Annotated in this window: 19 protein-coding genes; 13 read left to right on the forward strand and 6 right to left on the reverse strand. The window is 70.7% G+C overall.

What is annotated here, in order from left to right:
• Nucleotides 1-4: 4 nt before the first annotated feature.
• The 4 genes from mtrB (at nt 5) to hpf (ending at nt 4850) form a co-directional block, all read left to right on the forward strand.
• Nucleotides 5-1687, forward strand: coding sequence for an MtrAB system histidine kinase MtrB (gene mtrB, locus AS029_RS08265; protein WP_058232125.1), 1683 nt, complete (start codon nt 5-7; stop codon nt 1685-1687).
• Entirely contained in the window at nt 1684-3342 is a 1659-nt protein-coding gene (locus tag AS029_RS08270; protein WP_058232126.1) for an LpqB family beta-propeller domain-containing protein, read from the forward strand. The genes mtrB and AS029_RS08270 overlap by 4 nt, the downstream gene beginning before the upstream one ends.
• Nucleotides 3343-3422: 80 nt before the next feature.
• Nucleotides 3423-4091, forward strand: a complete 669-nt coding sequence (locus tag AS029_RS08275; protein ID WP_058232127.1) for a ComF family protein — start codon at nt 3423-3425, stop codon at nt 4089-4091.
• A 93-nt stretch (nt 4092-4184) separates the two neighbouring features.
• On the forward strand, nt 4185-4850 hold the full coding sequence (gene hpf / locus AS029_RS08280) for a ribosome hibernation-promoting factor, HPF/YfiA family (RefSeq protein WP_058232128.1): 666 nt from the start codon (nt 4185-4187) through the stop codon (nt 4848-4850).
• Nucleotides 4851-5045: 195 nt separating this feature from the next.
• Here the strand turns inward: hpf and AS029_RS08285 are convergent, their stop codons facing one another.
• The gene (locus AS029_RS08285; protein ID WP_058232129.1) at nt 5046-6362 is read right to left on the reverse strand and encodes a coiled-coil domain-containing protein; all 1317 of its coding nucleotides are present in this window, start codon (nt 6360-6362) and stop codon (nt 5046-5048) included.
• Nucleotides 6363-6545: 183 nt separating this feature from the next.
• On the opposite strand from AS029_RS08285, the gene secA reads away from it, so the two are divergent.
• Nucleotides 6546-9347: a preprotein translocase subunit SecA gene (gene secA, locus AS029_RS08290; RefSeq protein WP_058232130.1), complete on the forward strand. Its 2802-nt coding sequence runs from the start codon at nt 6546-6548 to the stop codon at nt 9345-9347.
• 118 nt (nt 9348-9465) lie between these two features.
• Nucleotides 9466-10692, forward strand: coding sequence for a pyridoxal phosphate-dependent aminotransferase (locus AS029_RS08295; protein WP_058232131.1), 1227 nt, complete (start codon nt 9466-9468; stop codon nt 10690-10692).
• A 175-nt stretch (nt 10693-10867) separates the two neighbouring features.
• Here AS029_RS08295 and AS029_RS08300 read toward each other — a convergent pair whose 3' ends face one another.
• A complete protein-coding gene (locus tag AS029_RS08300; RefSeq protein WP_058232132.1) occupies nt 10868-11311 on the reverse strand; it encodes an Rv3235 family protein in 444 nt (147 codons plus the stop codon).
• 621 nt (nt 11312-11932) lie between these two features.
• Between AS029_RS08300 and AS029_RS08305 the strand changes: the two genes are divergently transcribed.
• Nucleotides 11933-13429, forward strand: coding sequence for a sensor histidine kinase (locus AS029_RS08305; RefSeq protein ID WP_058232133.1), 1497 nt, complete (start codon nt 11933-11935; stop codon nt 13427-13429).
• A 295-nt stretch (nt 13430-13724) separates the two neighbouring features.
• On the opposite strand, the gene AS029_RS08310 is transcribed toward AS029_RS08305, so the two are convergent.
• On the reverse strand, nt 13725-13973 hold the full coding sequence (locus AS029_RS08310; RefSeq protein WP_013583608.1) for a WhiB family transcriptional regulator: 249 nt from the start codon (nt 13971-13973) through the stop codon (nt 13725-13727).
• 208 nt (nt 13974-14181) lie between these two features.
• On the opposite strand from AS029_RS08310, the gene AS029_RS08315 reads away from it, so the two are divergent.
• A complete protein-coding gene (locus AS029_RS08315; protein ID WP_058232134.1) occupies nt 14182-14562 on the forward strand; it encodes a hypothetical protein in 381 nt (126 codons plus the stop codon).
• A 90-nt stretch (nt 14563-14652) separates the two neighbouring features.
• On the opposite strand, the gene bcp is transcribed toward AS029_RS08315, so the two are convergent.
• The 3 genes from bcp to aroA are packed head-to-tail and all read right to left on the reverse strand — an operon-like array spanning nt 14653 to nt 17545.
• Nucleotides 14653-15126 carry a thioredoxin-dependent thiol peroxidase gene (gene bcp, locus AS029_RS08320; protein ID WP_058232135.1) on the reverse strand — a complete coding sequence of 158 codons (474 nt, stop codon included), beginning with the start codon at nt 15124-15126 and terminating at the stop codon, nt 14653-14655.
• Nucleotides 15123-16184, reverse strand: coding sequence for a ribosome small subunit-dependent GTPase A (rsgA, locus tag AS029_RS08325; RefSeq protein WP_058232465.1), 1062 nt, complete (start codon nt 16182-16184; stop codon nt 15123-15125). Before rsgA ends, bcp begins: the two co-directional genes overlap by 4 nt.
• Before the next feature lie 20 nt (nt 16185-16204).
• On the reverse strand, nt 16205-17545 hold the full coding sequence (gene aroA / locus AS029_RS08330; protein WP_058232136.1) for a 3-phosphoshikimate 1-carboxyvinyltransferase: 1341 nt from the start codon (nt 17543-17545) through the stop codon (nt 16205-16207).
• A gap of 31 nt (nt 17546-17576) precedes the next feature.
• On the opposite strand from aroA, the gene AS029_RS08335 reads away from it, so the two are divergent.
• Genes AS029_RS08335 through AS029_RS08355 form a run of 5 tightly spaced genes read left to right on the forward strand, consistent with a single transcriptional unit; the run spans nt 17577 to nt 23698 of the window.
• A complete protein-coding gene (locus AS029_RS08335; protein WP_414683037.1) occupies nt 17577-18260 on the forward strand; it encodes a sigma-70 family RNA polymerase sigma factor in 684 nt (227 codons plus the stop codon).
• Nucleotides 18257-18499: a zf-HC2 domain-containing protein gene (locus AS029_RS08340; RefSeq protein ID WP_058232137.1), complete on the forward strand. Its 243-nt coding sequence runs from the start codon at nt 18257-18259 to the stop codon at nt 18497-18499. The genes AS029_RS08335 and AS029_RS08340 overlap by 4 nt, the downstream gene beginning before the upstream one ends.
• Nucleotides 18500-18544: 45 nt before the next feature.
• A complete protein-coding gene (locus AS029_RS08345; RefSeq protein ID WP_058232138.1) occupies nt 18545-19849 on the forward strand; it encodes a GNAT family N-acetyltransferase in 1305 nt (434 codons plus the stop codon).
• Nucleotides 19850-19886: 37 nt separating this feature from the next.
• Nucleotides 19887-22400, forward strand: coding sequence for a bifunctional lysylphosphatidylglycerol flippase/synthetase MprF (locus AS029_RS08350; protein WP_058232139.1), 2514 nt, complete (start codon nt 19887-19889; stop codon nt 22398-22400).
• The gene (locus tag AS029_RS08355) at nt 22397-23698 is read left to right on the forward strand and encodes an alpha/beta hydrolase (protein WP_058232140.1); all 1302 of its coding nucleotides are present in this window, start codon (nt 22397-22399) and stop codon (nt 23696-23698) included. The genes AS029_RS08350 and AS029_RS08355 overlap by 4 nt, the downstream gene beginning before the upstream one ends.
• The last annotated feature ends 24 nt before the right edge of the window (nt 23699-23722 follow it).

Here is a 23722-nt window from a genome sequence, read left to right on the forward strand (position 1 = left end):
AGTCATGACGGGGGCGGTGCGCACCCTCCCGCCCCGGGCGCGCGGACTGCGCGACTGGCGGCGGATGCGCGATCGGCTCCGCACGCTCTGGCGTCGTTCGCTGCGTTTCCGCACGATCCTCATCACGGTCACGCTGACGGCGGCGACGATCCTCGCGACCTGCCTCGCGATGGCGCTCGTGATCCAGAACGAGCTCTTCACCGCGCGGAAAGACCAGGTGCTGCTGGAAGCGCAGCGGGCCACCGCGGCCGCGCAGGCGACGCTTGACGCCGCGGTCGACTCCACCGACCCGGCCGCCGCGCAGACCCTGATGAACGGCATCGCGACGCGGCTGTCGCAGCAGTCCTCCAGCGATCTGATCGCGCTGTACCGCATCGGTCCGCCGTCGAACCTCGCTCCCCAGCCCTTCATCTCACCCGCCTTCGATTCGGACCTGGTCACCGATGCCCTCCGCACGCAGGTGCAGTCGAGCCCCGACCTGCAGTGGTGGCAATCGGTGGCGCTGCCCTCCGACGGCGGCCGCGAGGTCCCCGGCATCCTGGTCGGACACCAGCTCCGCTTCCCCGCATCCGACGGAGTCGATTCGTACGAGCTGTACATGGGGTACGACCTCGTCAGCGCGTCGCAGACCCTTTCGTTCGTGCAGGTGCTGCTGTGGGTGGTGGGGCTTGTGCTCGTCGTGCTCATCGGGGCCATCGCGTGGTTCGTCCTGCGGTCGGTGACCACCCCGATCGCGGACGCCGCCGAGACCAGCGCGAAGCTCGCCGCGGGCGACCTGGGGGTGCGGTTGCCGGTGCGCGGCGAAGACGAACTCGCGACCCTGAACCGCTCGTTCAACGCCATGGCCGACAGCATCGAGTCGCAGATCAAGGAGCTGGCCGACCTCTCGCTCGTGCAGCAGAGGTTCGTCTCCGACGTCTCGCACGAGCTGCGCACGCCCCTGACGACCATCAAGCTCGCCGCCGACATGATCAACGACCAGCGCGAGGAGTTCGATCCGGTGACCGGCCGCGCCGCCGAGCTGCTGCACGCGCAGGTGCAGCGCTTCGAGGTGCTCTTGACCGACCTGCTCGAGATCAGCCGCTACGACGCCGGCTCCGTGCAGCTCGAACTCGAGCCCACCAGCCTCGCCCATCTCGCCGAAGACGTCATCCTCTCGATGGAGCAGCTGGCCGAGGGGCACGGCTCCGACGTGCGCCTGGTCGCCCCGGGCGGATACACCCCCGTCGACATGGACGCCCGCCGCATCCGCCGCATCGTGCGGAACCTCCTCGGCAACGCCATCGAGCACGGCGAGGGCCGACCGATCGTCGTGTCGGTCGACAGCGATCGGGATGCCATCGCTCTGGGCGTCCGCGACTTCGGTCTCGGCATGCGCGGTGAAGACGTCGAGCGGGTGTTCGACCGGTTCTGGCGCGCCGATCCCTCGCGGGTTCGCACGATCGGCGGCACGGGTCTCGGGCTGTCGATCGCCCTCGGAGACGCCCGCCTGCACGGTGGCACGCTCGCGGTGTGGTCGGAGCTGGGCCGGGGGTCGAACTTCGTGCTCACCCTCCCTCGCAACGGCGATCCGGTGACCGGTTCGCCCCTGCCGCTCGTGCCCGATGACGAGCAGGGCGGAGCCCTCGAGGCACTCGGTCTCACGCAGCCCATCGCCACCCGGCCCGGCGTCCGGAGGTCGTCATGAGACGCGTGCTCGCCGCCGTCAGCCTCGCCCTCGTGCTCGCGCTCGCCGCGTGCACGGGTCTGCCGACCACCGGCTACGTCAACCCGGGTCGCGGTCCGCAGTCCGACGACACCCAGGCGTTCGCGTTCGTGCCCGACGGGCCGCAGGACGACGCCACGCCCACCGAGATCGTGGAGGGGTTCCTCCGCGCCGGCTCCGGCCCCGCCGACGACTGGGCGACGGCGAAGCTCTTCCTCGCCCCGGGGACGCAATGGGATCCTCGAGCGCGCGTGACGATCGACCGTCTGGTCGACAGGCGCTCTTCGGCCGCCGGCGACGGCACCTCGGTGTCGGTGTCGTTGACCGCGACGGCCGAGGTGGATGCCAACGGCGCCTACGCCCCCGCGGCCTCCGGCACGGCCGAGACGCTGTCGTTCTCGCTGGCGCGGGTTGACGATCAGTGGCGGATTACCTCGGCACCCGACGGCGTCGTGCTGTACGAGGAGGTCTTCCCGACCGTCTATCAGACGGCATCCATCGCGTACTTCGACCCGAACTTCGACTTCATCGTCCCCGACGTGCGCTGGTTCCCCCGCGCGCTGGTGGCCAGCCGGGTGGCGACCGCCCTGGTCGACGGGCAGCCCAGTGCCTGGCTGGCGGGTGCGGTGGCGTCCGCCTTCCCCGACGAGCTCTCGCTCGTGGGCCGCTCGGTCACGCTGTCGCAGAACGGCGTCGCCCAGGTACAGCTGCCGCAGGCGGCGCTGAGTCTGGACCGTACGCGGCTCGACCGCATGCAGACCCAGCTCGCGCGGAGCCTCGCCACCGCCGGGATCAGCGAGGTGCAGATGACCGTCGACGGCACCCCCATCGCCGCCACCGAGGTGCAGGTCCGCGTGACGCGCGTCGACCCCTCGCCGGCCGTGCTCACGGCGGCGGGCGCGTTCGGGTCGCTCGCGGGCGACACGGTCGAGCCGATCGCGGGGCTCTCCGACGCGGTCGAATCGCTCGAGCCGGCGGCCGTCGAACTGGAGGCCGATCGCAGCCTCGCGGCCGTCCGGACGCGGCAGGGTGCGGTCGCCAGCGCCCTGTCCGACGGCCGTACCTTCCTGCTCGACGACCGCCCCGGTCTCATCACCCCCTCGATCGACGCCGAGGGCGCGATCTGGAGCGTCCCGGCGACGACACCCACGCAGGTGCGTGCCATCAGTCCCGAGGGCGTCCCGCGTGATGTCGGCAACGCGTGGCCGGATGCCGGCGAGATCACGGCCATGCAGATCTCGCGGGACGGCACGCGCATCGCGGCCATCGTCACGGTCTCCGGGGCGCGGGAGGTCTGGGTGGCCGGCATCCAGCGGGTGAGCGGCGACATCGATCTCGGCCCGCCCCATGTGCTGTCGTTCTCGCAGCCGGGCTCGTTCGACCTCGCCTGGCTCGACGACACCACGGTGGGCGTGCTGTCGAGCGCCGACGGCGTGAGCACCCTGCACGAACTCGGTGTGGGCGGTCGCGGCACCGACTCGGTCGCGCCGGAGGGAACCCGGTCGCTGGCGGCGGGCAGCACGAGCGTGCGGGTGCTCGACGACCAGGGCCGGTTGTTCAGCCGTCGCGGCAGCTCGTGGACGCTGGTCGCTTCCGGCATCCGCGTTCTGGCCGCGCAGCAGGGCACCACCTCCTGACCCTCCTCCCCAGGCGGAGCGGCGTCCACAGACCTGATACACACCGGTGCGACGGTGCGGTCGGGGACGAGGCTGGCGGGATGACGCTCCTCGCCCTCATCGCCTCCGGGTTGCGCGACGCGCTGACGTTCTGGTTGCCCCTGGCGTGCGCGGGCTGCGACGCGCCCGACGTCTCGCTCTGCGACGGATGCCGCGCCGCTCTGGTGCCGCGCCCCTCGAGGCGTCACGCCGGGCCGTCCCTCCCGATCGTCTGCGGGCTGCGCTTCGAGGGCATTGCGGCGCGAGTCATCCGTGCGTTCAAAGAGGAGGGTCGCACAGCCCTCGCGCGCGACCTCGCCCCCGCGCTGGCGGCCGCCCTCGCGGCATCCGTCCCTCCCGGGGCGCGGGTCACGACCGTCCCGTCCTCGTCCGCGGCGTTCCGCCGCCGCGGGTACCGTCCGGTCGACCTGCTCGTGCGACGCGCCGGGCGCCGGCCCGAGCGGCTGCTGCGCCTGCGACGCTCACCCGAGGATCAGCGGGGCCTGGGCGACCGTGCGCGTCGAGAGAACGTGCGGGGCGCGTTCGCGGCCCGCCGCCCGCTCGACGGTGCGGTCGTGGTGGTCGACGATGTCGTGACGACGGGTGCGACCCTCGCCGAGGCCGTTCGCGCCCTGCGCGCGGCGGGTGCTACCGATGTGCGAGCCGTCGCGCTCGCGCACACGCCGCGTCGCAGCGGATCCCGAGATGAATCGGAGGTGATTATGACGTGACACGGCGGTGGCCTCCCACTAGCGTGGGGATGACTGAAGGCGACGGATGTTCCGCCCTTAGACCGGGCGGAACCCGGAACAAGGAGGTCACGGATGGACATCAACATCGTCGGCGTGGGAGTCGGTATCACCGATCGTTTCCGCTCGGTGGTTGAAGAGAAGGTCAGCCGCATCGAGCACCTGGCGCCTCGCGCACAGGCTCTCGAGGTCAAGGTCACGCATCGCTCGTATCGCAACGGACGCATGGAAGACGACACCGTCGAGCTCACCCTCGACGGCAAGGGCCCCGTCGTTCGCGCCGAGGCCACCGACGCCGACAAGTTCGCCGCCCTCGACCTCGCGGTCGACAAGATCTCCGAGCAGGTGCGCCGCGCGAAGGACAAGCGGGTCGACGCTCGCAACCACCCCCGCGGCGCTCGCTTCGAGAAGGGCACCGGTGAGCTCTCGGGCATCGACGTCGAGCCGGCGTCGGTCGAGGTGCTGCGTGCCGTCGCCACGGGATCCATCCCCGTGCAGAACGAGGGCGCTGGCGACGACGAGGACTACTCGCCCGTCGTCATCCGACAGAAGGAGTTCGGCGCCGAGTGGATGACGGTCGAAGACGCCGTCGACCGCATGGAGCTCGTCGGTCACGACTTCTTCCTCTTCATCGACGCCCGCACCGATCACCCGAGCGTCGTGTACCGCCGCAAGGGCTGGGACTACGGCGTGATCGCCCTCGCGACACAGGCCGCTCCCGCGGCCCAGGTCGCGTCCTGATCCGATTCGCGTGCGATGCCCCCGGCCGGAAACGGTCGGGGGCATCGTCGTCTCGGTGCGCCGAGGGTACGGCGCAGCCGTGACTTCCCGATGTTTCGCGCTGCCGTCGGTCGGGACGCCGATGCCGCGCGAGTGAAGATGCACCGCGCAGCCTGCACCACTCGGTGTGCGCGTCCTGAGTGCCGCGCGAGCCGGTCAGCCGTCGAAGATGTCGCCCAGCAGCGAGCCGATGACGAGACCGCCGAGCATGCCGCCCACCATGTTGCCGCCGCCCATGCCGCCGCCGCGACCGTATCCGCCGCCGCGTCCGTAGCCGTCGCCGCCGCCCCAGTCGTTCGGTCGGGACTGCTCGATGTCGCGCTGGGCGATCTGCAGCGCCTCGGAGGCAAGCGAGCCCGCGCGACGAGCGGTCGCGAGCACCGTCTCGCGCTGGTCTTCGGCCACCGGTCCGAGCGGGAGCCCGGCGCGCAGGCGCTCGGCCTCGACGAAGCGGGTGCGCGCGTCGGCACCGATCCAGCCGCGGTGGCCGGTGATGAGGCCGCGGGCGACCGCGAGCTGACGGTCGGCGTCGTCGATGGCGTGCTCGACCTGCTCTTGCGAGGGCACGGGGCGAGCGGCGCGCTCGCGCGCGAGATCGAGGTCGGCGTTCGCCTGCCGCAGCGACGACAGCGCGGCGAAGGGGTCGCTTCGGGTGCCCGATGCCGGCAGCGCGGCGAGCGCGCTCTGCAGCGTCGCCATCGCCTGCGTCACGGCCGGCGTCTGCGCACCGCGTCGTGCCTCGACGAGATCGTTGCGGGAGTCGTCGATGACGGCCGCGAGGGTCGACTCGGCCCGCAGCGCCTCGATCTCGAAGGTGTCCACGGCGTCCAGGAGCGATTCGGCCCGCCGCACGGCTTCGGTGGCGGCCTCCAGGGCGACGGAGGCCTGCTCGCGCTGGCCCGCGTCGCGGCGGCGTTCCGAGACGGATGCCGTGTGCACGGCGAAGTCGAGCAGCTGTTCGATCTCGTCGGGGTTGCCGCCGATCTGGGCCAGGGCGGAGTCGCTGTAACGCCGTGACAGGCGCGCGACGACGTCGCGGGCGTTCGGGATGCGCTCGGCCAGACGGTCGCGGTCGGCTCGCACGCGCGCCAGGGTCTCGGGCGCCCGGCGGACGGCGTCGATCTTGGGCTGCAGCACCTGCGTGCGCTCCTCGAGCAGGTCTTCCGCCCACTCGGAGAGCTGGATGATGCGCGCGTTCCGCGTGCGCAGCTCTTCCTTGGTGTCGGGGATCTCGTCGTGGTTGAGCTGATGCAGCTGGAAAGCCTCGGCCAGGTGGGTGCGCACGGAGTCGAGGGCTGCGCCGAGGTCTTCGGTGGCCTTGTCGCCGAGCTCCGCCCGGGCGAAGTCGAGTTCGTCCGAAGTGAGTCGCACCCGCTCGTCGGCAGCGACGATCGCCAGCTCCGCCCGGCGCGCCAGATCGGCGTCCGCGGCATCCTGCTCTTCGCGCTTCCTCTTACCCCAGAAACCCGCCATGGCTCGATCCTAGGCGGCGGCTCGGTGCGCGTCGCCGTGTGTTCGCTGCGGGCGCGCAACCCGGCCGAGGGATTGCGGCTCACTCGCAGGTCACGAACCGGTAACACCGATAACATGGCGATGTATGCCTGTTCGCAGGCCGGCGTCCGCACGGACGCTGCACCCGACAGATGGAGATTCTTCGTGGCAAATCCGCTCGAGAGACTGCTGCGCGCCGGAGAGGGCCGCATCCTGCGTCGCCTGCAGGGCGTCGTCAAGGCGACCGGGGCGCTCGAAGAGGACTACGAGCAGCTCACCGATGACGAGCTGCGCAACGAGACCATCGAGCTGCGCGCCCGCTACGAGGCCGGCGAGACGCTCGACCAGCTCATGCCCGAGGCGTTCGCCGCGGTCCGCGAGGCGGCCAAGCGCACCCTCGGCCAGCGTCCTTACGACGTTCAGATCATGGGCGGCGCTGCCCTGCACCTGGGCAACATCGCCGAGATGAAGACCGGTGAAGGAAAGACGCTCACCGCGGCCCTCCCGGCCTACCTCAACGCGATCGCCGGCAAGGGCGTGCACGTCATCACGGTGAACGACTTCCTCGCGAGCTACCAGTCGGAGCTGATGGGGCGCGTGTACCGTGCGCTCGGCATGACGACGGGCACGGTCGTCGCCGGTCAGACGCCCGAGGTGCGCCGCGAGCAGTACGAGGCCGACATCAGCTACGGCACGAACAACGAGTTCGGCTTCGACTACCTGCGCGACAACATGGCCTGGCGCAAGGAAGACCTCGTGCAGCGCGGTCACTTCTTCGCCATCGTCGACGAGGTCGACTCGATCCTCATCGACGAGGCCCGCACCCCGCTGATCATCTCGGGTCCGGCATCCGGTGAGGCCAATCGATGGTTCGCGGAGTTCGCGAAGCTCGCCCGCACCCTCGAGGCCGGCGTCGACTACGAGGTCGACGAGAAGAAGCGCACGATCGGTGTGCTCGAGCCCGGTATCGAGAAGGTCGAGGACTACCTCGGCATCGACAACCTGTACGAGTCGGCCAACACCCCGCTCATCTCCTTCCTCAACAACTCGATCAAGGCGATCGCGCTGTTCAAGCGCGACACCGACTACGTCGTGATGAACGACGAGGTCATGATCGTCGACGAGCACACCGGCCGCATCCTGGTCGGCCGTCGCTACAACGAGGGCATCCACCAGGCCATCGAGGCCAAGGAGGGTGTGCCGGTCAAGGCCGAGAACCAGACCCTCGCGACGGTCACGTTGCAGAACTACTTCCGTCTGTACGAGAAGCTCTCGGGCATGACCGGTACCGCCGAGACCGAGGCGGCCGAGTTCATGTCGACCTACAAGCTCGGCGTGGTGCCCATCCCCACGAACAAGCCGATGGTCCGTAAGGACCAGTCCGATCTGGTCTACAAGAACGAGACGGCGAAGTTCGCGCAGGTGGTCGAAGACATCGTCGAGCGTCACGCCAAGGGTCAGCCCGTCCTCGTCGGCACGACGAGCGTCGAGAAGAGCGAGTACCTCTCGCGCCTGCTCGCGAAGAAGGGCGTGCGCCACGAGGTGCTCAACGCCAAGAACCACGCGCGCGAGGCCGAGATCGTCGCCCGCGCCGGTCGCCTCGGCGCCGTCACGGTCGCCACCAACATGGCCGGTCGCGGCACCGACATCATGCTCGGCGGCAACGCCGAGTTCCTCGCCGTGCAGGAGATGAAGGCGAAGAACCTCGACCCGGTCGAGACGCCCGAGGCCTACGAGTCCGAGTGGGATTCGGTCTACCAGTCGGTGCGCGACACCGTGGCCGAAGAGGCCGCGAAGGTCACCGAGGCGGGCGGACTGTACGTCCTCGGCACCGAGCGTCACGAGTCGCGCCGCATCGACAATCAGCTGCGTGGTCGCTCCGGCCGTCAGGGCGACCCCGGCGAGAGCCGGTTCTACCTGTCGCTCACCGACGACCTCATGCGCCTGTTCCAGTCGGGTGCCGCCGAGGCGATCCTCGCGCGCACCAACTTCCCCGACGACGTCGCGATCGAGTCGGGTCTGGTGTCGCGCGCGATCAAGAGCGCCCAGTCGCAGGTCGAGGCGCGCAACGCCGAGATGCGCAAGAACGTCCTCAAGTACGACGACGTGCTCAACCGCCAGCGCGAGGCCATCTACGCCGACCGCCGCCACATGCTGCAGGGCGACGACATCGCCGACCGCGTGCAGCACTTCATCGAAGACGCCATCACCGCCGTGATCGACGACCACACCGGCTCGGGTCACACCGAGTCGTGGGACTTCGACGCGCTGTGGACGGAGCTCAAGACCATGTACCCGGTCAGCGTCACGATCGACGAGGTCGTGGCCGAGGCCGGCGGCAACAAGGGGCGCATCACCCCCGAGGGCCTCAAGCGCGAGATCATCTCCGACGCCCGTATTGCCTACGAGAACCGCGAGAAGCAGCTCGGCGAGCAGGCGCTGCGCGAGCTCGAGCGTCGGGTCGTGCTGCAGGTGCTCGACCGCCGCTGGCGCGAGCACCTCTACGAGATGGACTACCTGAAGGACGGCATCGGCCTGCGGGCCATGGCCCAGCGCGACCCGCTCATCGAGTACCAGCGCGAGGGCTACCAGATGTTCCAGTCGATGATGGGACAGATCAAGGAGGAGTCCGTCGGATTCCTCTACAACCTCGAAGTCGAGGTCCGCAAGGTCGACGGCGACGAGGCGCAGGTCGAGGCCAAGGGCCTCACCCCGACTCCCGTCGAGACGCAGCGTCTGGAGTACTCGGCCGCCAACGATGCGGGCGAGGTCGAGGTGCGCAACGACCGCGGCCAGGTGCAGCAGGCGGCGACCAACCGCCTCCGTCAGGCGACGCAGCAGCAGGCGGCACCCGCCGCTGAGCCGGCGCCCACCGGCGCCCGCGGCGCCTTCGGACAGCGCACCGACGGGGTCGACGAGTCCGCCGGCTCCAACCGCGCCGATCGTCGCGCCGCCAAGAAGAAGTAACACCCGTCATCGGATGCCGCGTCACTTCCCCGGGGCGCGGCATTCGTCGTTCCCGGTGGCGCAGGCGTGGTCCACTCGGTGTCGATTGGCCCGATCACGGCGGGGATATCCTGATCCGATGAGCCCGCTACGCCCCCTCGATCAGTCGTCGAAGCTGAAAGACGTCCTCTACGAGATCCGGGGGGAGGCCCTGGTCGAGGCCGACCGTCTCGAGGCCGAGGGGCACGCGATCCTCAAGCTCAACACCGGCAACCCGGCGATCTTCGGCTTCGAAGCCCCCCATCAGATCGTGCGCGACATGATCGCCTCGGTGCCGAACGCGCACGGGTACAGCGACAGCCGCGGCATCCTGTCGGCCCGCCGCGCGGTGGTGTCGCGTTACGAGCAGGTGCCGGGTTTCCCCGCGGTCGATCCCGACCACGTGTTCCTCGGCAACGGCGTGTCCGAGCTCATCACGATGACGATGCAGGCGCTCCTCGACGAGGGCGACGAGGTGCTCATCCCCGCTCCCGACTACCCGCTGTGGACGGCGATGACCAGCCTCGGCGGCGGAACGCCGGTGCACTACCTGTGCGACGAGTCGCGCGAGTGGCAGCCCGACCTCGACGACATCCGGTCGAAGGTCACGCCCCGCACCAAGGCGATCGTCGTCATCAACCCGAACAACCCGACCGGTGCGGTCTATTCGCGGGAGGTGCTCGAGGGCATCGCCGACATCGCCCGCGAGCACTCGCTGCTGCTGCTGGCCGACGAGATCTACGACCGCATCCTGTTCGACGACGCCGTGCACATCCCCATGGCGACCGTCGCGCCCGATCTGCTCTGCCTGACCTTCAACGGCCTGTCGAAGACCTACCGCGTGGCGGGTTATCGCTCCGGCTGGTTGGCGATCACCGGCCCCAAAGACCACGCGCAGGGCTTCCTGCACGGCATCAACCTGCTGGCATCCACGCGCCTCTGCCCGAACGTGCCGGCGCAGTTCGCGGTGCAGGCGGCACTCTCGGGCGTGCAGTCCATCGACGCGCTCATCGCCCCGACGGGCCGTCTCCACGAGCAGAGGGATGCCGCCTGGCAGGGCCTCGAGGCCATCCCGGGCGTCTCGTGCGTGCTCCCGCGCGGTGCGCTCTACGCCTTCCCGCGCTTCGATCCCGAGGTGTACGAGATCCCCGACGACGGGCAGTTCGTTCGCGACTTCCTGCTCGCCGAGCACGTGCTGCTCGTGCAGGGTTCGGGCTTCAACTGGCCGGCCACCGATCACGTGCGGATCGTGACGCTCCCCGAGGCCCGCGTGATCTCGGATGCGATCGAGCGGTTGGGGAACTTCCTGGCGTCCTGGAGGCCCTGACCGGCAGGCCGGTTCCGTCTGCCACGTCCGTCGACGGGGCGGGCCCCAGCGGGGATTCCGCGCCCGTTGTGGGCGAGGGGGCGGCCCCGAGCGTGGAGTCCGCCCCCCCGTCATATCGGAGGTGCCCTTCGTCACGCGCGCGATCGGTCCGTGCGCCCTTCGCGGCGTCGCCCGTTCACAGGAGGCCGAGCGAGGTCACACGCCAGCGACCGTCGAGACCCTCGAGGCGGAGGGCGACCGCTCGTGTCCGGAGGCGGGTCGCAGCGGTGACCGTGGCCTCGACGACGTGGTCGGCGGGGGAGGAGAGGTGGACGCTCTGGATGATGTGCGTCGCTCGTGGCGCCGGCATGCCGCGGGCGCTGCGCGCGCGAGCCGCGAGATTCGCCCGCACGACCACGGTGCGGTAGACGTCTTCCGAGAGCCATCGCGCGAGCTGGTCGACCTCGCGGACGCCGGCGAGCACCTCCAGCACGCCGCGCACGATGTTGAGGGTGAACGTCTCGGCGGACGGCAGCTGATGGGCCGAGGTCTTCTGCCGGTCGAAGTATCCCTCCGATCGGGCTGCGGCGAGCGACCGGCGCGTCGGACTCGTGGCGGTGTGGGCGTTCTGCTGTGACATGGGTCCCTCCGTGGATGTGGTGCGGCGAGTGGGCGGGGGGTGACGCCGACAGTAGGGCAGGTCGCGCCCGCGCGGACGTGCAGCGGCCGCGCCTGTGGAAGGGGCGCACGGAGGTGACGGTGAGCTTCCCGGTGTCGTCGGGAAGGCGATCGGCGCGGCGTCTCGGCCCGTGCGATCAAGGCCCCCGGCCCGTGCGCCCTACGTTCGAAGGCTCCGCGATCCGCGTGTTGACGCGCCTCCCGCCGTCCTCGGTGGCACCGCAGTCGGGGTGCGCGACGCCGAGGAGTACCGAGGCGACGTCACCGACCGGTGACCGCGGGATGTGTTCCCGGTGATCCGATGTCCGGGTGGGCCGGGTCGTGCCACCCGATGAGGAAACAGGCGCAAGATCAGCATTCGGGGAACCGTCGCTCACGATGTCCCCCTTTCGGGGGAGGACGACGACTCACCCGATGACGGGCAGAGCGGGTGAATGATCCCGTCGGAGGTTCGGGCCCGCGCATCCGCCCGGTCGCCTCGCCGCTGGCCGCGGGCGGGACTCGATCACCTGGTGGCTCACCTGCTCACCTCGCGTCGCGCGCGTCAGCGGGCGGTGTCCGACCCCTCCTCTAGGGTGGAGTGGTGTCGACACTCAGTGAACTCGTCTACGCCCAGGGCCGCTCCAGCGAGGCCGACGTCGAGTGGCTGCACCGGCTCGCCGGCGACGGGCAATTGCTTGCCGACCTGGCCTTCGCCGACATCGTGATCTGGGTTCCGACGCAAGACGACTCCTTCGTCGCCGTCGCGCACACGCGGCCCGGGGGAGCGGCGACCCTGTTCTACCGCGACATCGTCGGAGACCGGGTGCGACCCCAGTGGCGCACGCAGGTGCGCGAGGCGTTCCAGAGCGGACGCATCGTCGATTCGGCATCCCCCGACTGGTTCGAAGAGACCCCGACGCGCGTGCGCGCGGTGCCCATCGTGCGCGAGCTCTCGCGTGAGGGTGACGCCGTGACCACCGTCGGCGTGCTCACCCGTCACACCAACCTCGGCGAGACGCGCACTCCTTCGCGTCAGCAGATCACCTTCAACGACTGCGCCGACGACCTCTTCGGAATGATCGCCTCTGCCGAGTTCCCCGACCTCGCGGCCCCCACCGCCCCGCGACGCGGCGCTCCGCGCGCCTCCGACGGCCTCATCCGCCTCGATGTCGACGGCATCACCACCTTCGCCAGCCCCAACGCGCTGTCGGCGTTCAACCGCATGGGCTTCGACGACGAGCTCGAGGGGGAGTCCCTCGCCGACGTGACCGCGCGCATCCTCCCCGCCAAACGCCAGGACGTCGACGAGTCGCTCCCGGTCGTCGTCAGCGGTCGGGCGCCGTGGCGCGCCGACATGGAGGCGCGGGGCGTGCAGGTGTCGTTGCGCACCATCCCGCTGCGCGATCGTGGCAACCGCATCGGCGCGATCGTGCTGAGCCGTGACGTGACCGAGATCCGTCACCAGGAGCAGGAGCTCATCACCAAAGACGCGACGATCCGCGAGATCCACCACCGCGTCAAGAACAATCTGCAGACGGTCGCCTCGCTGCTGCGCATCCAGGCGCGCCGCACGCACTCCGACGAGGCCCGCGACGCCCTCACCCAGGCCATGCGGCGCGTGTCGGCGATCGCCGTGGTCCACGACACCCTCTCGGAAGGGCTCGCCCAGAACGTCGACTTCGACGACGTGTTCGCCCGCGTGCTCAAGCTCGTCGCCGAAGTGGCCGCGGCGCCCAACACGCGCGCGCGGACGCGCTCGACGGGTCGGTTCGGCACCCTGCCGAGCCAGTTCGCGACGCCGCTCGCCCTCGCCCTGACCGAGCTGGTCACCAACGCGGTCGAGCACGGTCTCGCGGGTCAAGAGGGTGACGTCGAGATCGCGGCGGAGCGCACCGGCGAGATGCTCGAGGTCAGCGTTCGCGACACCGGCGTGGGCCTGCCCGAGGGGCAGGTGGGCCGCGGGCTCGGCACGCAGATCGTCCGCACCCTGATCCAGGGCGAACTCGGCGGCACCATCGACTGGCACACGCTGATGGGCAGCGGCACCGAGGTCACGATCGAGATCCCGTTGCGCTATATCGGCGGCGCCTCCGCCTGAGGCGCGCCGCACGGCATCCGCTTTCCTCTTCTATGCCACGGCGCCCGCCGTCACGACGGCGGCTTTCGTGGGGGAGGCGGCGTCGTGACGCGCGTATCAGCCCGAATACATGGGCCGTCGACGAACGCTCGTCCTTCCCGACGTCGGTTCGGCCCGCATCTCGCAGAACCGCGTGTTCTCGCGAACGTCGGATGCGGTGCGGCGAGCAACGTGCGACGGCGTCTCGCAGAGGCGGGCCCCCGCTCACGCGAAGACGCCCGCCCCGAGAGGGCGGGCGTCTTCGCGGATGCTGTCGTCAGGAGGCGCGGCGCGCGCGAGCGGCGCGGCGCTTGAGCGCGCGACGCTCGTCCTCGCTCAGACCGCCCCAGACGCCCGAATCCTGACCGGACTCGAGGGCGTACTGCAGGCAGACCTCGGTGACGGTGCAGCGTGCGCAGACCGACTTGGCCTTCTCGATCTGGTCCACCGCGGGGCCGGTGTTGCCGACGGGGAAGAACAGCTCGGGGTCGACGGTCAGGCAGGCTGCTTTGTCGCGCCAGTCCATAGGGTGCTCCTTGTTACAGAAATGTTGGTCGATTCGGCACCGGCTATCGGGTCCGGTACCCTGGTGGGAACGCGAGCGATTGCTCGCCCCACTTCGCTGTGGGAGCACACGGCTTGTTCCATGCTCCCATAGGGTTTCCCCCTGATCAAGAGGTAACCGGTAGGTTTCCAAATTATGACGGCGCTGCCGCGCCTTCGGAGGGACTCGGATGCCGGTACGTTTCGCGGCCGCCGCGCTTCTGGGCCTCGAGGCTCTCGGCATCCTGGCTCTTGCCGGGTGGCAGATCGTCGCGCTCATCGGCGGCGACACCGACTCCGTGGTGAGCTCGATCGCACTCATCGTGCTGACCGTCATCGGTGCGGCGATCGTCGGCGCGTTCGGCGTGGCGACGGCGCGAGACGTGTCGGCGGGCCGTTCGGGCGGCATCGTCACGCAGCTATTGATCCTCTCGGTCGCCATCGGTGCGATCACGGGGGAGTGGGCCGCCCCGGCCGCCGCGGCGCTCATCGCCGCGCCCGCTGTGCTCGGGCTCGTGCTCCTGGTGGGCGCCGTGCGCCGGGCCGCGCCGCGGCGCCGCGACGACGACTGACGCTTCCGCGCGTATCCCGCCGTCGGTCCGCGCGGCGAACGACGAACCCCGCCGACCGCGCGAGCGGAGGGCGGGGCCGGGAAGGGTGGGTCAGGCGGCGGCGAGACCGAGCGTCTTGCGCAGGCGCGCGACGTGCCCGGTGGCCTTGACGTTGTAGAGCGCCTCGACGATCTTGCCGTCTTCGTCGACGACGAAAGTCGAGCGCAGCACGCCGGTCACGGTCTTGCCGTAGTTCTGCTTCTCGCCCCAGGCGCCGTACGCCTCGTGCACGGCGTGGTCGGGGTCGCTCAGCAGCGGGAACGTCAGCCCGTCGCTGTCGCGGAACGCCCGCAGCTTCTCGGGGGTGTCGCGCGAGATGCCCAGCACCGTGTAGCCGGCGCCCTGCAGCGACGCGAGGCTGTCGCGGAAGTCGCAGGCCTGCGTCGTGCACCCGGGCGTCTGCGCGGCCGGGTAGAAGTAGAGGATCACGCGGCGACCGCGGAAGTCGCCGAGCGAAACGGGGTGCTCGTCCTGGTCGAGCAGGGTGAAGTCGGGCGCGGCGGTGCCGGGTTCGAGGTTCGTCACCCCTCCAGCCTAGAACGCTCGATCGCCTGGAACGTGGTCAGCAGTCGATGCAGCGAGTCCAGGCGCGCCTCGGCGCCCGGCCCGAGGCGCCCGGATGCCACGGCCTCGGCGATCGCGCAATCCGGCGCGTCGGGGAGGTGCGTGCATCCGCGCGGGCAGTCCTCGGCGACTTCGGCGAGATCGGTGAACGCACCGAGCACGTGCGCCGGATCGACGTGGCCCAGACCGAAGGAGCGGACGCCGGGGGTGTCGATGACCCAGCCCGAGCCCGCGGGTCCGCGGTAGCGCAGCGAGACAGCCGACGACGAGGTGTGTCGCCCGCGTCCGGTGACGACGTTGACGTGACCGATCGCACGCTCCGACCCCGTCAGAGCGTTCACCAGCGTCGACTTCCCGACGCCGGAATGCCCGACGAAGACGGTGGAGTGCCCGGCGATCGCCGCGCCGATCTCGTCGAGCGGCATGGCGCCCTGCGCACTGGTGAAGACCCGCAGGTCGATCCCCGCGAAGTGCGACAGGAACTCGGTGGGGTCGGCCAGGTCGGTCTTGGTGACCACCAGAAGCGGGCGGATGCCGGCGTCGAGGGCGGCGACGAGGTATCGGTCGACGAGCCGCTCGCGCGGCTCGGGGTCGGCCGCTGCGACGACGATCAGCATCTGGTCGGCGTTGGCGACGATCACCCGCTCCACCTGATCGGTGTCGTCGGCGCTGCGCCGCAGCAGTGAGGTGCGTTCCTCGATGCCGACGATGCGGCCCAGGGTTCCCTCGTCGCCCGACAGATCTCCGACCACGCGGGCCCGGTCGCCGTTGACGATGGGCTGCTTGCGGAGCTCGCGGGCGCGCGTGGCGAGCACGCGTCGTTCGTCGGGACCGTCTTCGTCGACGAGCACGGTGTAGCGGCCGCGGTCGACGCCGAGCACCCGCGCCACCTGCGCGTCGGCGTGAGCCGGACGCCGTTTGGTGCGGGGGCGGTTCGCTTTGGGATTCGGGCGGGACCGGATCGACGACTCGTCGTAGGCGAGATCGTCGTCGTCGTCGTCCGCGTCGAGCCAGCTCACGCGCATCCGCCGATCATGCGTCAGACCGCGGCATCCGTGCCCAGCATCTCGTGCCACAGGGCGGCGAACTGCGGGAGGGTCTTGGCCGTCGTGCCGATGTCGTCGATCTGCACGCCGGGCACCCGCAACCCGATGAGGGCCCCGGTCGTCGCCAGACGGTGGTCGTGATGGGCCTTCCACTCGCCGCCGCGGAGGGCGCGAGGGACGATGCGGATGCCGTCGTCGAGCTCGTGGGCCTCGCCGCCGAGCGAGCGGAGGTTGCCGACCAGGGCGGCGATACGGTCGGTTTCGTGTCCGCGGATGTGCCCGATTCCGTGGAGCGTCGTCGGCCCGTCGGCGAAGGCGGCCAGGCCGAAGAGCGTGGGGGCGAGCTCGCCTGCGGCCGACAGGTCGAGCTCCACACCCAGGATGCCGTCATCGCCCGCGGCGACGGTGAGTGCGCCGCCGCGGCGGCTGACCCGTGCCCCCATCTCGGTGAGGATGTCGACGAGGAGGGCGCCGGGTTGCGTGCTGTGCAGCGGCCAGCCCGTGACGGTGACCGAGCCGCCCGTGACCATCGCCGCCGCCAGGAACGGCGAGGCGTTGGAGAGGTCGGGCTCGATCGCCACGTCTTTGGCGCGCACAGGACCCGCGGGGACGATCCATTCACCGGGGGCCGGGCGCTCGACGTGTACCGCGCGGTGCGCGAGTGCCTCGACGGTCATGTCGATGTGCGGCACGCTCGGCAGGCGGGAGCCGACGTGTCGCAGCCGCAGGCCGACGTCGAAGCGGGGGGCCGCCAGGAGCAGGCCCGAGACGAACTGGCTGGACTGACTGGCGTCGATGTCGACCTCGCCGCCGCGCACGTGACCGTGCCCGCGCACCGAGAACGGCAACGACCAGTGGCCGCCGTCGTCGATGTCGACGCCCACGTCGCGCAGAGCACGGATCATCGCGCCCATGGGGCGATGCAGGGCGCTCTCGTGCGCGGTGACGTGCACGTCGCCCCGGGCGAAGCCCGCGAGCGGCGCGACGAAACGCATGACGGTGCCCGCCTGACCGCAGTCGACCGTGCCGCCGCCCGCGAACGACGACGGCGGGGTGACCAAGAGGTCGGGGCCGAAGGGCGAGTCGGTGTCGACCTCGTCGATGCGGACACCGAGCGCGCGCAGCGAGTCGATCATGCGCGCCGAGTCATCGGAGTGGAGCGGGGCGTGCAGCGTGCCCGGACCGTCGGCGATCGCGGCGAGCACCAGTTCGCGGTTGGTGAGCGACTTCGAGCCCGGCACGGTGACCGTGGCATCCACGGGACCGGCGGCGACGGGCGCGTCCCACGCGCCGCGGGGAGTGGCGGCGGAAGGGGAATACCCGAGCGGAGTCATCGGTTCCTACCCTACTGAAAGGGGACGACACGTGACCGCACTTCTCGAGCGCGAACGCCCGCAGCAGACCCGCCTGCCGGCGTCGGACATGCCCGACGTAGACTGGCGCGCGATGGACGACACCGCAGAAGCGGGCTCGCAGGTCGAGCCGCGCGCACAGTTCGAAGAGCAGGCTCTGCCCTTCATGGACCAGCTCTACGCCGCGGCGATGCGCATGACGCGCAATCCCGCTGATGCGGCCGACCTCGTGCAGGAGACCTTCGTGAAGGCTTTCGGCTCGTGGGCGACGTTCACGCAGGGCACCAACCTGAAGGCGTGGCTGTACCGCATCCTGACGAATACGTACATCAACACCTATCGCAAGAAGCAGCGCGAGCCCTATCAGAGCGCCATCGACGACCTCGAGGACTGGCAGCTCGGCGGGGCCGAGTCGACCACCGCGAGCAGCGCGCGTTCGGCCGAGGCCGAAGCGATCGACCACATGCCGGCATCCGTCGTCAAAGACGCGCTGCAGTCGATCCCCGAGGATTTCCGGATGGCGGTGTACCTCGCCGACGTCGAGGGCTTCGCCTACCAGGAGATCGCCGACATCATGAAAACCCCGATCGGCACGGTCATGAGCCGTCTGCACCGCGGCCGGCGGCTGCTGCGCGACCTGCTGTCGGACTACGCCAAGGAGCGCGGCATCACGGCCGCGACGGGAGAGAAGAAATGAGCGACTGCGGCTGCGACAAGGCACGGCGCGATCTGGAGGAGTACCTCCGCAACGAGGTCTGCAAGACCGAGGCGAAGGACATCCGCGAGCACCTCGAGAACTGCCCCGGATGCCAGGATGAGGCGCTGGTTGCGCGGACCCTGACCGAGGTGGTCGCCCGGGCCTGCAAGGAGAGCGCCCCGGACGAGCTGCGCGACCAGGTGCTCGCGCGCCTGCGTGCGGTGCAAGCCACCCACTGATCCCGCCCCGGTTCGGGTGTCGGTGGGCATCCGTAGGCTGAGGTCATGGCATCCCTCGACACCCTGACGCTGCCCCTCGATCAGATCTCCGCCGACGAGCTCGCGGCCTCGGGCCTCGAATACGCCCGGGTGGATGCCGACGGTGACGGGTACCGTCCTTTCCAGCGTGCCGTGGCACGCGGTTTCCTCGGCGGGGAGTCCACCGACGACGAGGCCGAGAACGCCCGGCGCACCCTGCGCACACGCCGGCTCACGGGCGTGTACGACCGCGGGGCGATGGAACCCGACGTGCCCGTCGGCACGGTCGATTCCTGGGCCACCGAGCTCACCACCTCGCCCGGACGACAGGCTGCGCTGTGGGCGATCAGCGCGGTGACGGTAGCGCCGACCCACCGACGGCGGGGAATCGCCCGTGCCATGCTCGGCGGTGAGCTGCGAAGCGCCGCGGCTGCAGGCTTCGCGCTCGCGGGCCTCACCGTCACCGAGGCGACGATCTACGGCAGGTGGGGTTTCTCGCCCGCGACGTGGGCCTCCGACGTCGAGGTCGACACCGCCCGCGCCCGGTGGACGGGACCCCTCGCTCCCGGACGCCTCGATTTCGTGCCCCGAGAGGGTCTCGCTGCGCGCATCGGCGAGGTGCACGAGAGGGTGCGGCGTCAACGGCCCGGGTCTGTGCCGGGCTGGGACGGGCGGTGGCGCGGGATCGCGGGCGTCGCCCCCGGCGACAAGGACGGCGAGAAGGTGCGCGGCGTGGTCTACCGCGACACGGAGGGCGTCGAACGGGGCATCGTCGTCTACACCATCGCCGAGCGCGACGACTTCGCGGCGCACGATCTCGACGTCCGCACGCTCTTCGCCGAGACGCCCGACGCGTACGCGGCGCTGTGGCGGTTCCTCCTCGAACACGACCTGGTCGGGAAGGTGAAGGCCTGGCTCCAGGCGCCCGTCCCGCCCGTGCAGTGGATGGTCGCCGATCGGCGCGCGGTGACGGCGACGCTGACCGACCATCATTGGCTGCGAATCCTCGACGTGCCGCGCGCGCTGACGACCCGCACGTACAGCGCGCCGCTCAGCGTGGTCCTGCGGGTGAGCGACCCCCTCGGGTTCGCCGACGGTGCATGGAGCGTGCGGATCGGCGACGACGGCGAGGCGGTCGTCGAGGCATCGGCCCCCGACCGCGAGGTCGAGGTCGAGCTGACCGTCAACGCCCTCGGGTCGCTGCTGCTGGGCGGTGTGCGCATCGCCGATCTGGCGGCGGCGGGGCTCGCGTCCGGACAACCTGCGGCGCTCGGGGCGATCGATCGGTCCTTTGCGCCGGCTATGACTCCGCTGCTCGACATCTGGTACTGATCTCGTCGAGGCGGCATTTGCTCGTAGGCTTTCGCCGATGTCCCAAACAGCACCACCCGAGTCCGGCGCGACGGCGCCCTCGCGCCTGCGCGCGGCCGGTGCGTTCCTGCGCCGCTACGTGGCCCTCCACCCCGTCTCGGTCGGCACGGCGGTGGCCGTGCTCTCCGCCGCCGCGGCGACCGGGGCGCTGTTCAACAGCGACGCGGCCTTCGTGTGGGGAGCCGGGCCCCTGGCGACGTTCGCGAGCGGTCGGTGGTGGACGGTGTTCACCGCCCTGGTCGTGCCGGACTCGGCCGTGGATGCCGTCTCTTCGGTGCTGCTCGCTCTCACGGTGCTGGCATACAGCGAGCGTCTGCTGGGGTCGCGTCGCACCGCGGCCCTGCTCGCCGTCACGGGCGTGGCGGGGCTCCTCGTCGGGATCGGCCTCCACGCCGCTGCCTGGACGCTGACGGATCTGCGCCCCGTCGTCGCAGCCGAGGTGCCCGTCCTCGATCCGACCACGCCGATCGCCGGTGCCGTCATGGCGGCGTCGGCCTTCGCGACCACGCTGTGGCGGCGCCGGCTCAGACTCGTCGGGTTCGCTCTGCTCGCCCTCTTCGCTCTGTACGCCGGTGACGCCGACTCCTGGTACCGCCTCACCGCCGCGGCGATCGGACTCGTCGTGGGCGCGGTCCTCGCGCGCGGTCGCGAGCGTCGCTCGTGGCATCGCAGCTCGACGAGGGAGATCCGCACGCTTCTGGCGCTGCTGGCGGCCGTGGTCGCGAGCGGACCGATCGTCGCGCTGGTCAGCGGCGGCGGACGCGGTCCGCTCTCGCTCGTTGTCGACGCCTACACCCAGTACGACGACGAATTGCTCGCGCAATGCGGGTCGGTCGCGGCGTCCGTCTGCGACGAGCAGGTGGCGCTGCTGATGACGCGCGGTGCGGGACCGGCGCTGCTGGCGATCACCCCGCTGGTGCTGCTGCTGGTGGCGGCGTGGGGTCTGCGGCAAGGACGCCGCGCCGCCTGGATCGTCGCGGTGTTCGTGCTGGTGGCATCCGCGGTCCTTCCCGTCGTCTCGCTCGCCGACGGGCGCCTGCGCATCGACCCGTGGGTCGACGGCAGCGGGGCGGAGTACGTGCTCTGGGCCATCGCGAGCATCGTCATCCCCCTTGCGCTCGCCGCGGCGCTGATCGTCGCTCGACGCCGGTTCTCGGTGCGCGCGACGCGGCAGGCGGCGCGCAGCGTCGCGGTGGTGGTGACGCTGGCGTTCCTCGCGTGCGCCACGACCCTCTTCACCATCGAGGCCGTGGGCAGACGCGCGTTCGACCGCGACGTCTCAGCGCTGGAGCTCATCGAGCTGACGCTGCGCCGTTTCCTCCCGCCGGCGTTCACCCATCCGGGCGGGGCGACGGCGTTCCCGCACAGCGGACCGGCGCTGTTCGCCTACCAGTGGGTCGGCGTGTTGTTCTGGGCGATCGTGGTGGCATCCATCCTGTGGCTCTACCGGCGCGTGCAACGCCCCGAGGGCGACGGCGACGCGCGGTATCGCCACCTGCTGCGGCGGGGGAGCGACACCCTCGGATTCCTCGGTACCTGGGACGGCAACCGCCACTGGTACTCCGACGACGCCGAGTGCGCCGTCGCCTATCGCCTCGTCGGCGACGTCGCCCTGGCCGTGGCGGATCCCCTCGCGCCCGCCGGCCGGCGTCCCGAGGCCCTGCGCGGCTTCACCGACTTCTGCGTCGAACACGGCTGGACGCCCGCGTTCTACAGCATCCACGCCGACACGCTCGACGATCTCGTCGATCTGGGCTGGCGGCACGTGCCGGTGGGGGTCGAGACCGTCATGGACCTGCCGGGGCTCACGTTCGCGGGCAAGACGTGGCAGAAGGTGCGTCAGCCCCTCACCCGGGCCGAGCGCGAGGGATACACCGCGGTGTGGTCGCGCTGGCACGAGCTCAGCGTCGCCCAGGCGTCGCAGGTGGTCGCCATCGACGAGGAGTGGGTCGCCGACCGCGCACTTCCGGAGATGGGCTTCACGCTCGGCTCCCTCGACGAGCTGAAGGACCGCGACGTGCGGCTGCTGCTCGCCGTCGGACCCGACCAGCGGATCGAGGCGGTCACGAGCTGGATGCCCAGCTGGACCGACGGCGAGATCACCGGCTGGACGCTCGACTTCATGCGACGCCGTACCGACGGGCCCAACGGCATGATGGAGTTCCTCATCGCCAAGGCCGCCCTGCAGCTGCAGGACGAGGGTGCCGTCGTCCTGAGCCTCTCGGGCGCGCCTCTGGCCGATGACCCCGACGAACCCGCCGACGGCGACCCGGCTCCCCTCCGAGCCCTGCTGCGCCGCCTCGCCGAGGTGCTGGAGCCGGCTTACGGCTTCGCGTCGCTGTTCCGCTTCAAGGGCAAGTTCCGTCCGCGGTACCGCCCGCTCGCGCTGGCCTATCGGGATCCGCTCGAACTGCCCGCCATCGGCGCCGCCGTCGGACGCGCCTACCTTCCCGACGCGTCGCGACATGAGATGGTCGCTCTGGCGAGGACCGCCTGGGAGGGGCGTCGGTGAACAAGTTCGTTCTGTCTTTCGAGTTGATCGACAGCCCCCTGCTGACCATCGCCGCGATCGTCGCGGCCGTCGGGGTGGCCGTGGTCATCGTGTGGTCCCCCCGTCGCATCGTGCGCACCCTCATCGTGGGTGCGGTGGCCGGCGTGGTCATGTTCCTCGTCGCGAAGATCCTCGAGGCGATGGGCACCTTCCAGGGGCCGCTGCCGGGGGCGGCGGTGTGGTGGGGCTCCGGGGCGGTGGCCGCCGTCGCGATCGGCGTCGTCGGGATCTGCCGGCGCCCCTGGGTCCGGCGGGCGTCCGGCGTCGTCACGGTCATCGCCGCGCTTCTGGCGGGCGCGCTCGGCGTCAACGCCAGCTACGGCGTCACCCATAACCTCGCCGCCATTCTCGGGGTGCAGGCGCTCGACCCCGCCTCGCTTCCGCAGGGTGGGGCCAGCTCCGGTGACCCCGCGACGCTGTACCAGCGGTGGGAGCCCCCGGCAGGAATGCCCGCGCAGGGATCGGTGAGCGCCCTGACCGGGAACACCAAGATCCCCACGGGACAGTACGCCGCGCGCGACGCCTCGCTGTACCTGCCGCCGGCCGCACAGGTTCCGAACCCGCCCGTCCTGCCGCTGCTGGTCTTCATGATGGGCCAACCGGGCTCGCCCGACCCCACCGCGCTGGCGAAGGCACTCGACGCGTTCGCCGCGAAGAACAAGGGTCTCGCGCCCATCGCGATCGTCGTCGATCAGTTGACGGCGCCCGATCGCGACCCCGCGTGCGTCGACTCCGCTAAGTTCGGTGCCGTCTCGACGTACATCAATCAACTCGTGCCGGAGTGGGCCGAGAAGAACCTCAACATCATCAAGGACTCGAAGTACTGGGTGATCGGCGGCTTCTCCAACGGGGGATCGTGCGCGGTCACGTACGGGGCGAAGTATCCGACGACGTGGGGACAGATCCTCGACGTGATGGGCAACGAGTTCCCGGGTTCCGAGCACGTGTCCCAGACCGTCGCCGATGTCTTCGGGGGCGATGCGAACGCGTTCCAGGCCAACAAGCCGTCGTCGCTGATGGCGGCTGCTCCCGCGGGGTCCTACGCCGGACACACGGCCGTCTTCACGTGGGGCAGCGAGGACACGACCTACGGTCCGGGGCAGAAGGCCAACTCCGAAGCGGCGCAGGCCGCCGGGTTCACCGTGCTGACGTACATCGTGCAGGGAGCCGGACACACCGGCGAGGCGCTGGACGGCAGTCTCGCCTATGCCATTCCGGCGCTGGCGCCCGCTCTGGGCCTGGCGGCGCCCCCGTCGTGAGCTGAGCGGATGCCCGCGGGCACA

It is taken from the genome of Microbacterium enclense (genome assembly GCF_001456955.1).
In the GTDB taxonomy this organism is placed as follows: Bacteria; Actinomycetota; Actinomycetes; order Actinomycetales; family Microbacteriaceae; genus Microbacterium; species Microbacterium enclense.

What these genes read in the sequence shown, in the direction of transcription:
- mtrB (WP_058232125.1), top strand. Translation starts at nt 5, where the DNA reads ATGACGGGGGCGGTGCGCACCCTCCCGCCCCGGGCGCGCGGACTGCGC.
- AS029_RS08270 (WP_058232126.1), top strand. Translation starts at nt 1,684, where the DNA reads ATGAGACGCGTGCTCGCCGCCGTCAGCCTCGCCCTCGTGCTCGCGCTC.
- AS029_RS08275 (WP_058232127.1), top strand. Translation starts at nt 3,423, where the DNA reads ATGACGCTCCTCGCCCTCATCGCCTCCGGGTTGCGCGACGCGCTGACG.
- hpf (WP_058232128.1), top strand. Translation starts at nt 4,185, where the DNA reads ATGGACATCAACATCGTCGGCGTGGGAGTCGGTATCACCGATCGTTTC.
- AS029_RS08285 (WP_058232129.1), bottom strand. Translation starts at nt 6,362, where the DNA reads ATGGCGGGTTTCTGGGGTAAGAGGAAGCGCGAAGAGCAGGATGCCGCG.
- AS029_RS08295 (WP_058232131.1), top strand. Translation starts at nt 9,466, where the DNA reads ATGAGCCCGCTACGCCCCCTCGATCAGTCGTCGAAGCTGAAAGACGTC.
- AS029_RS08300 (WP_058232132.1), bottom strand. Translation starts at nt 11,311, where the DNA reads ATGTCACAGCAGAACGCCCACACCGCCACGAGTCCGACGCGCCGGTCG.
- AS029_RS08310 (WP_013583608.1), bottom strand. Translation starts at nt 13,973, where the DNA reads ATGGACTGGCGCGACAAAGCAGCCTGCCTGACCGTCGACCCCGAGCTG.
- AS029_RS08315 (WP_058232134.1), top strand. Translation starts at nt 14,182, where the DNA reads ATGCCGGTACGTTTCGCGGCCGCCGCGCTTCTGGGCCTCGAGGCTCTC.
- aroA (WP_058232136.1), bottom strand. Translation starts at nt 17,545, where the DNA reads ATGACTCCGCTCGGGTATTCCCCTTCCGCCGCCACTCCCCGCGGCGCG.
- AS029_RS08340 (WP_058232137.1), top strand. Translation starts at nt 18,257, where the DNA reads ATGAGCGACTGCGGCTGCGACAAGGCACGGCGCGATCTGGAGGAGTAC.
- AS029_RS08345 (WP_058232138.1), top strand. Translation starts at nt 18,545, where the DNA reads ATGGCATCCCTCGACACCCTGACGCTGCCCCTCGATCAGATCTCCGCC.
- AS029_RS08350 (WP_058232139.1), top strand. Translation starts at nt 19,887, where the DNA reads ATGTCCCAAACAGCACCACCCGAGTCCGGCGCGACGGCGCCCTCGCGC.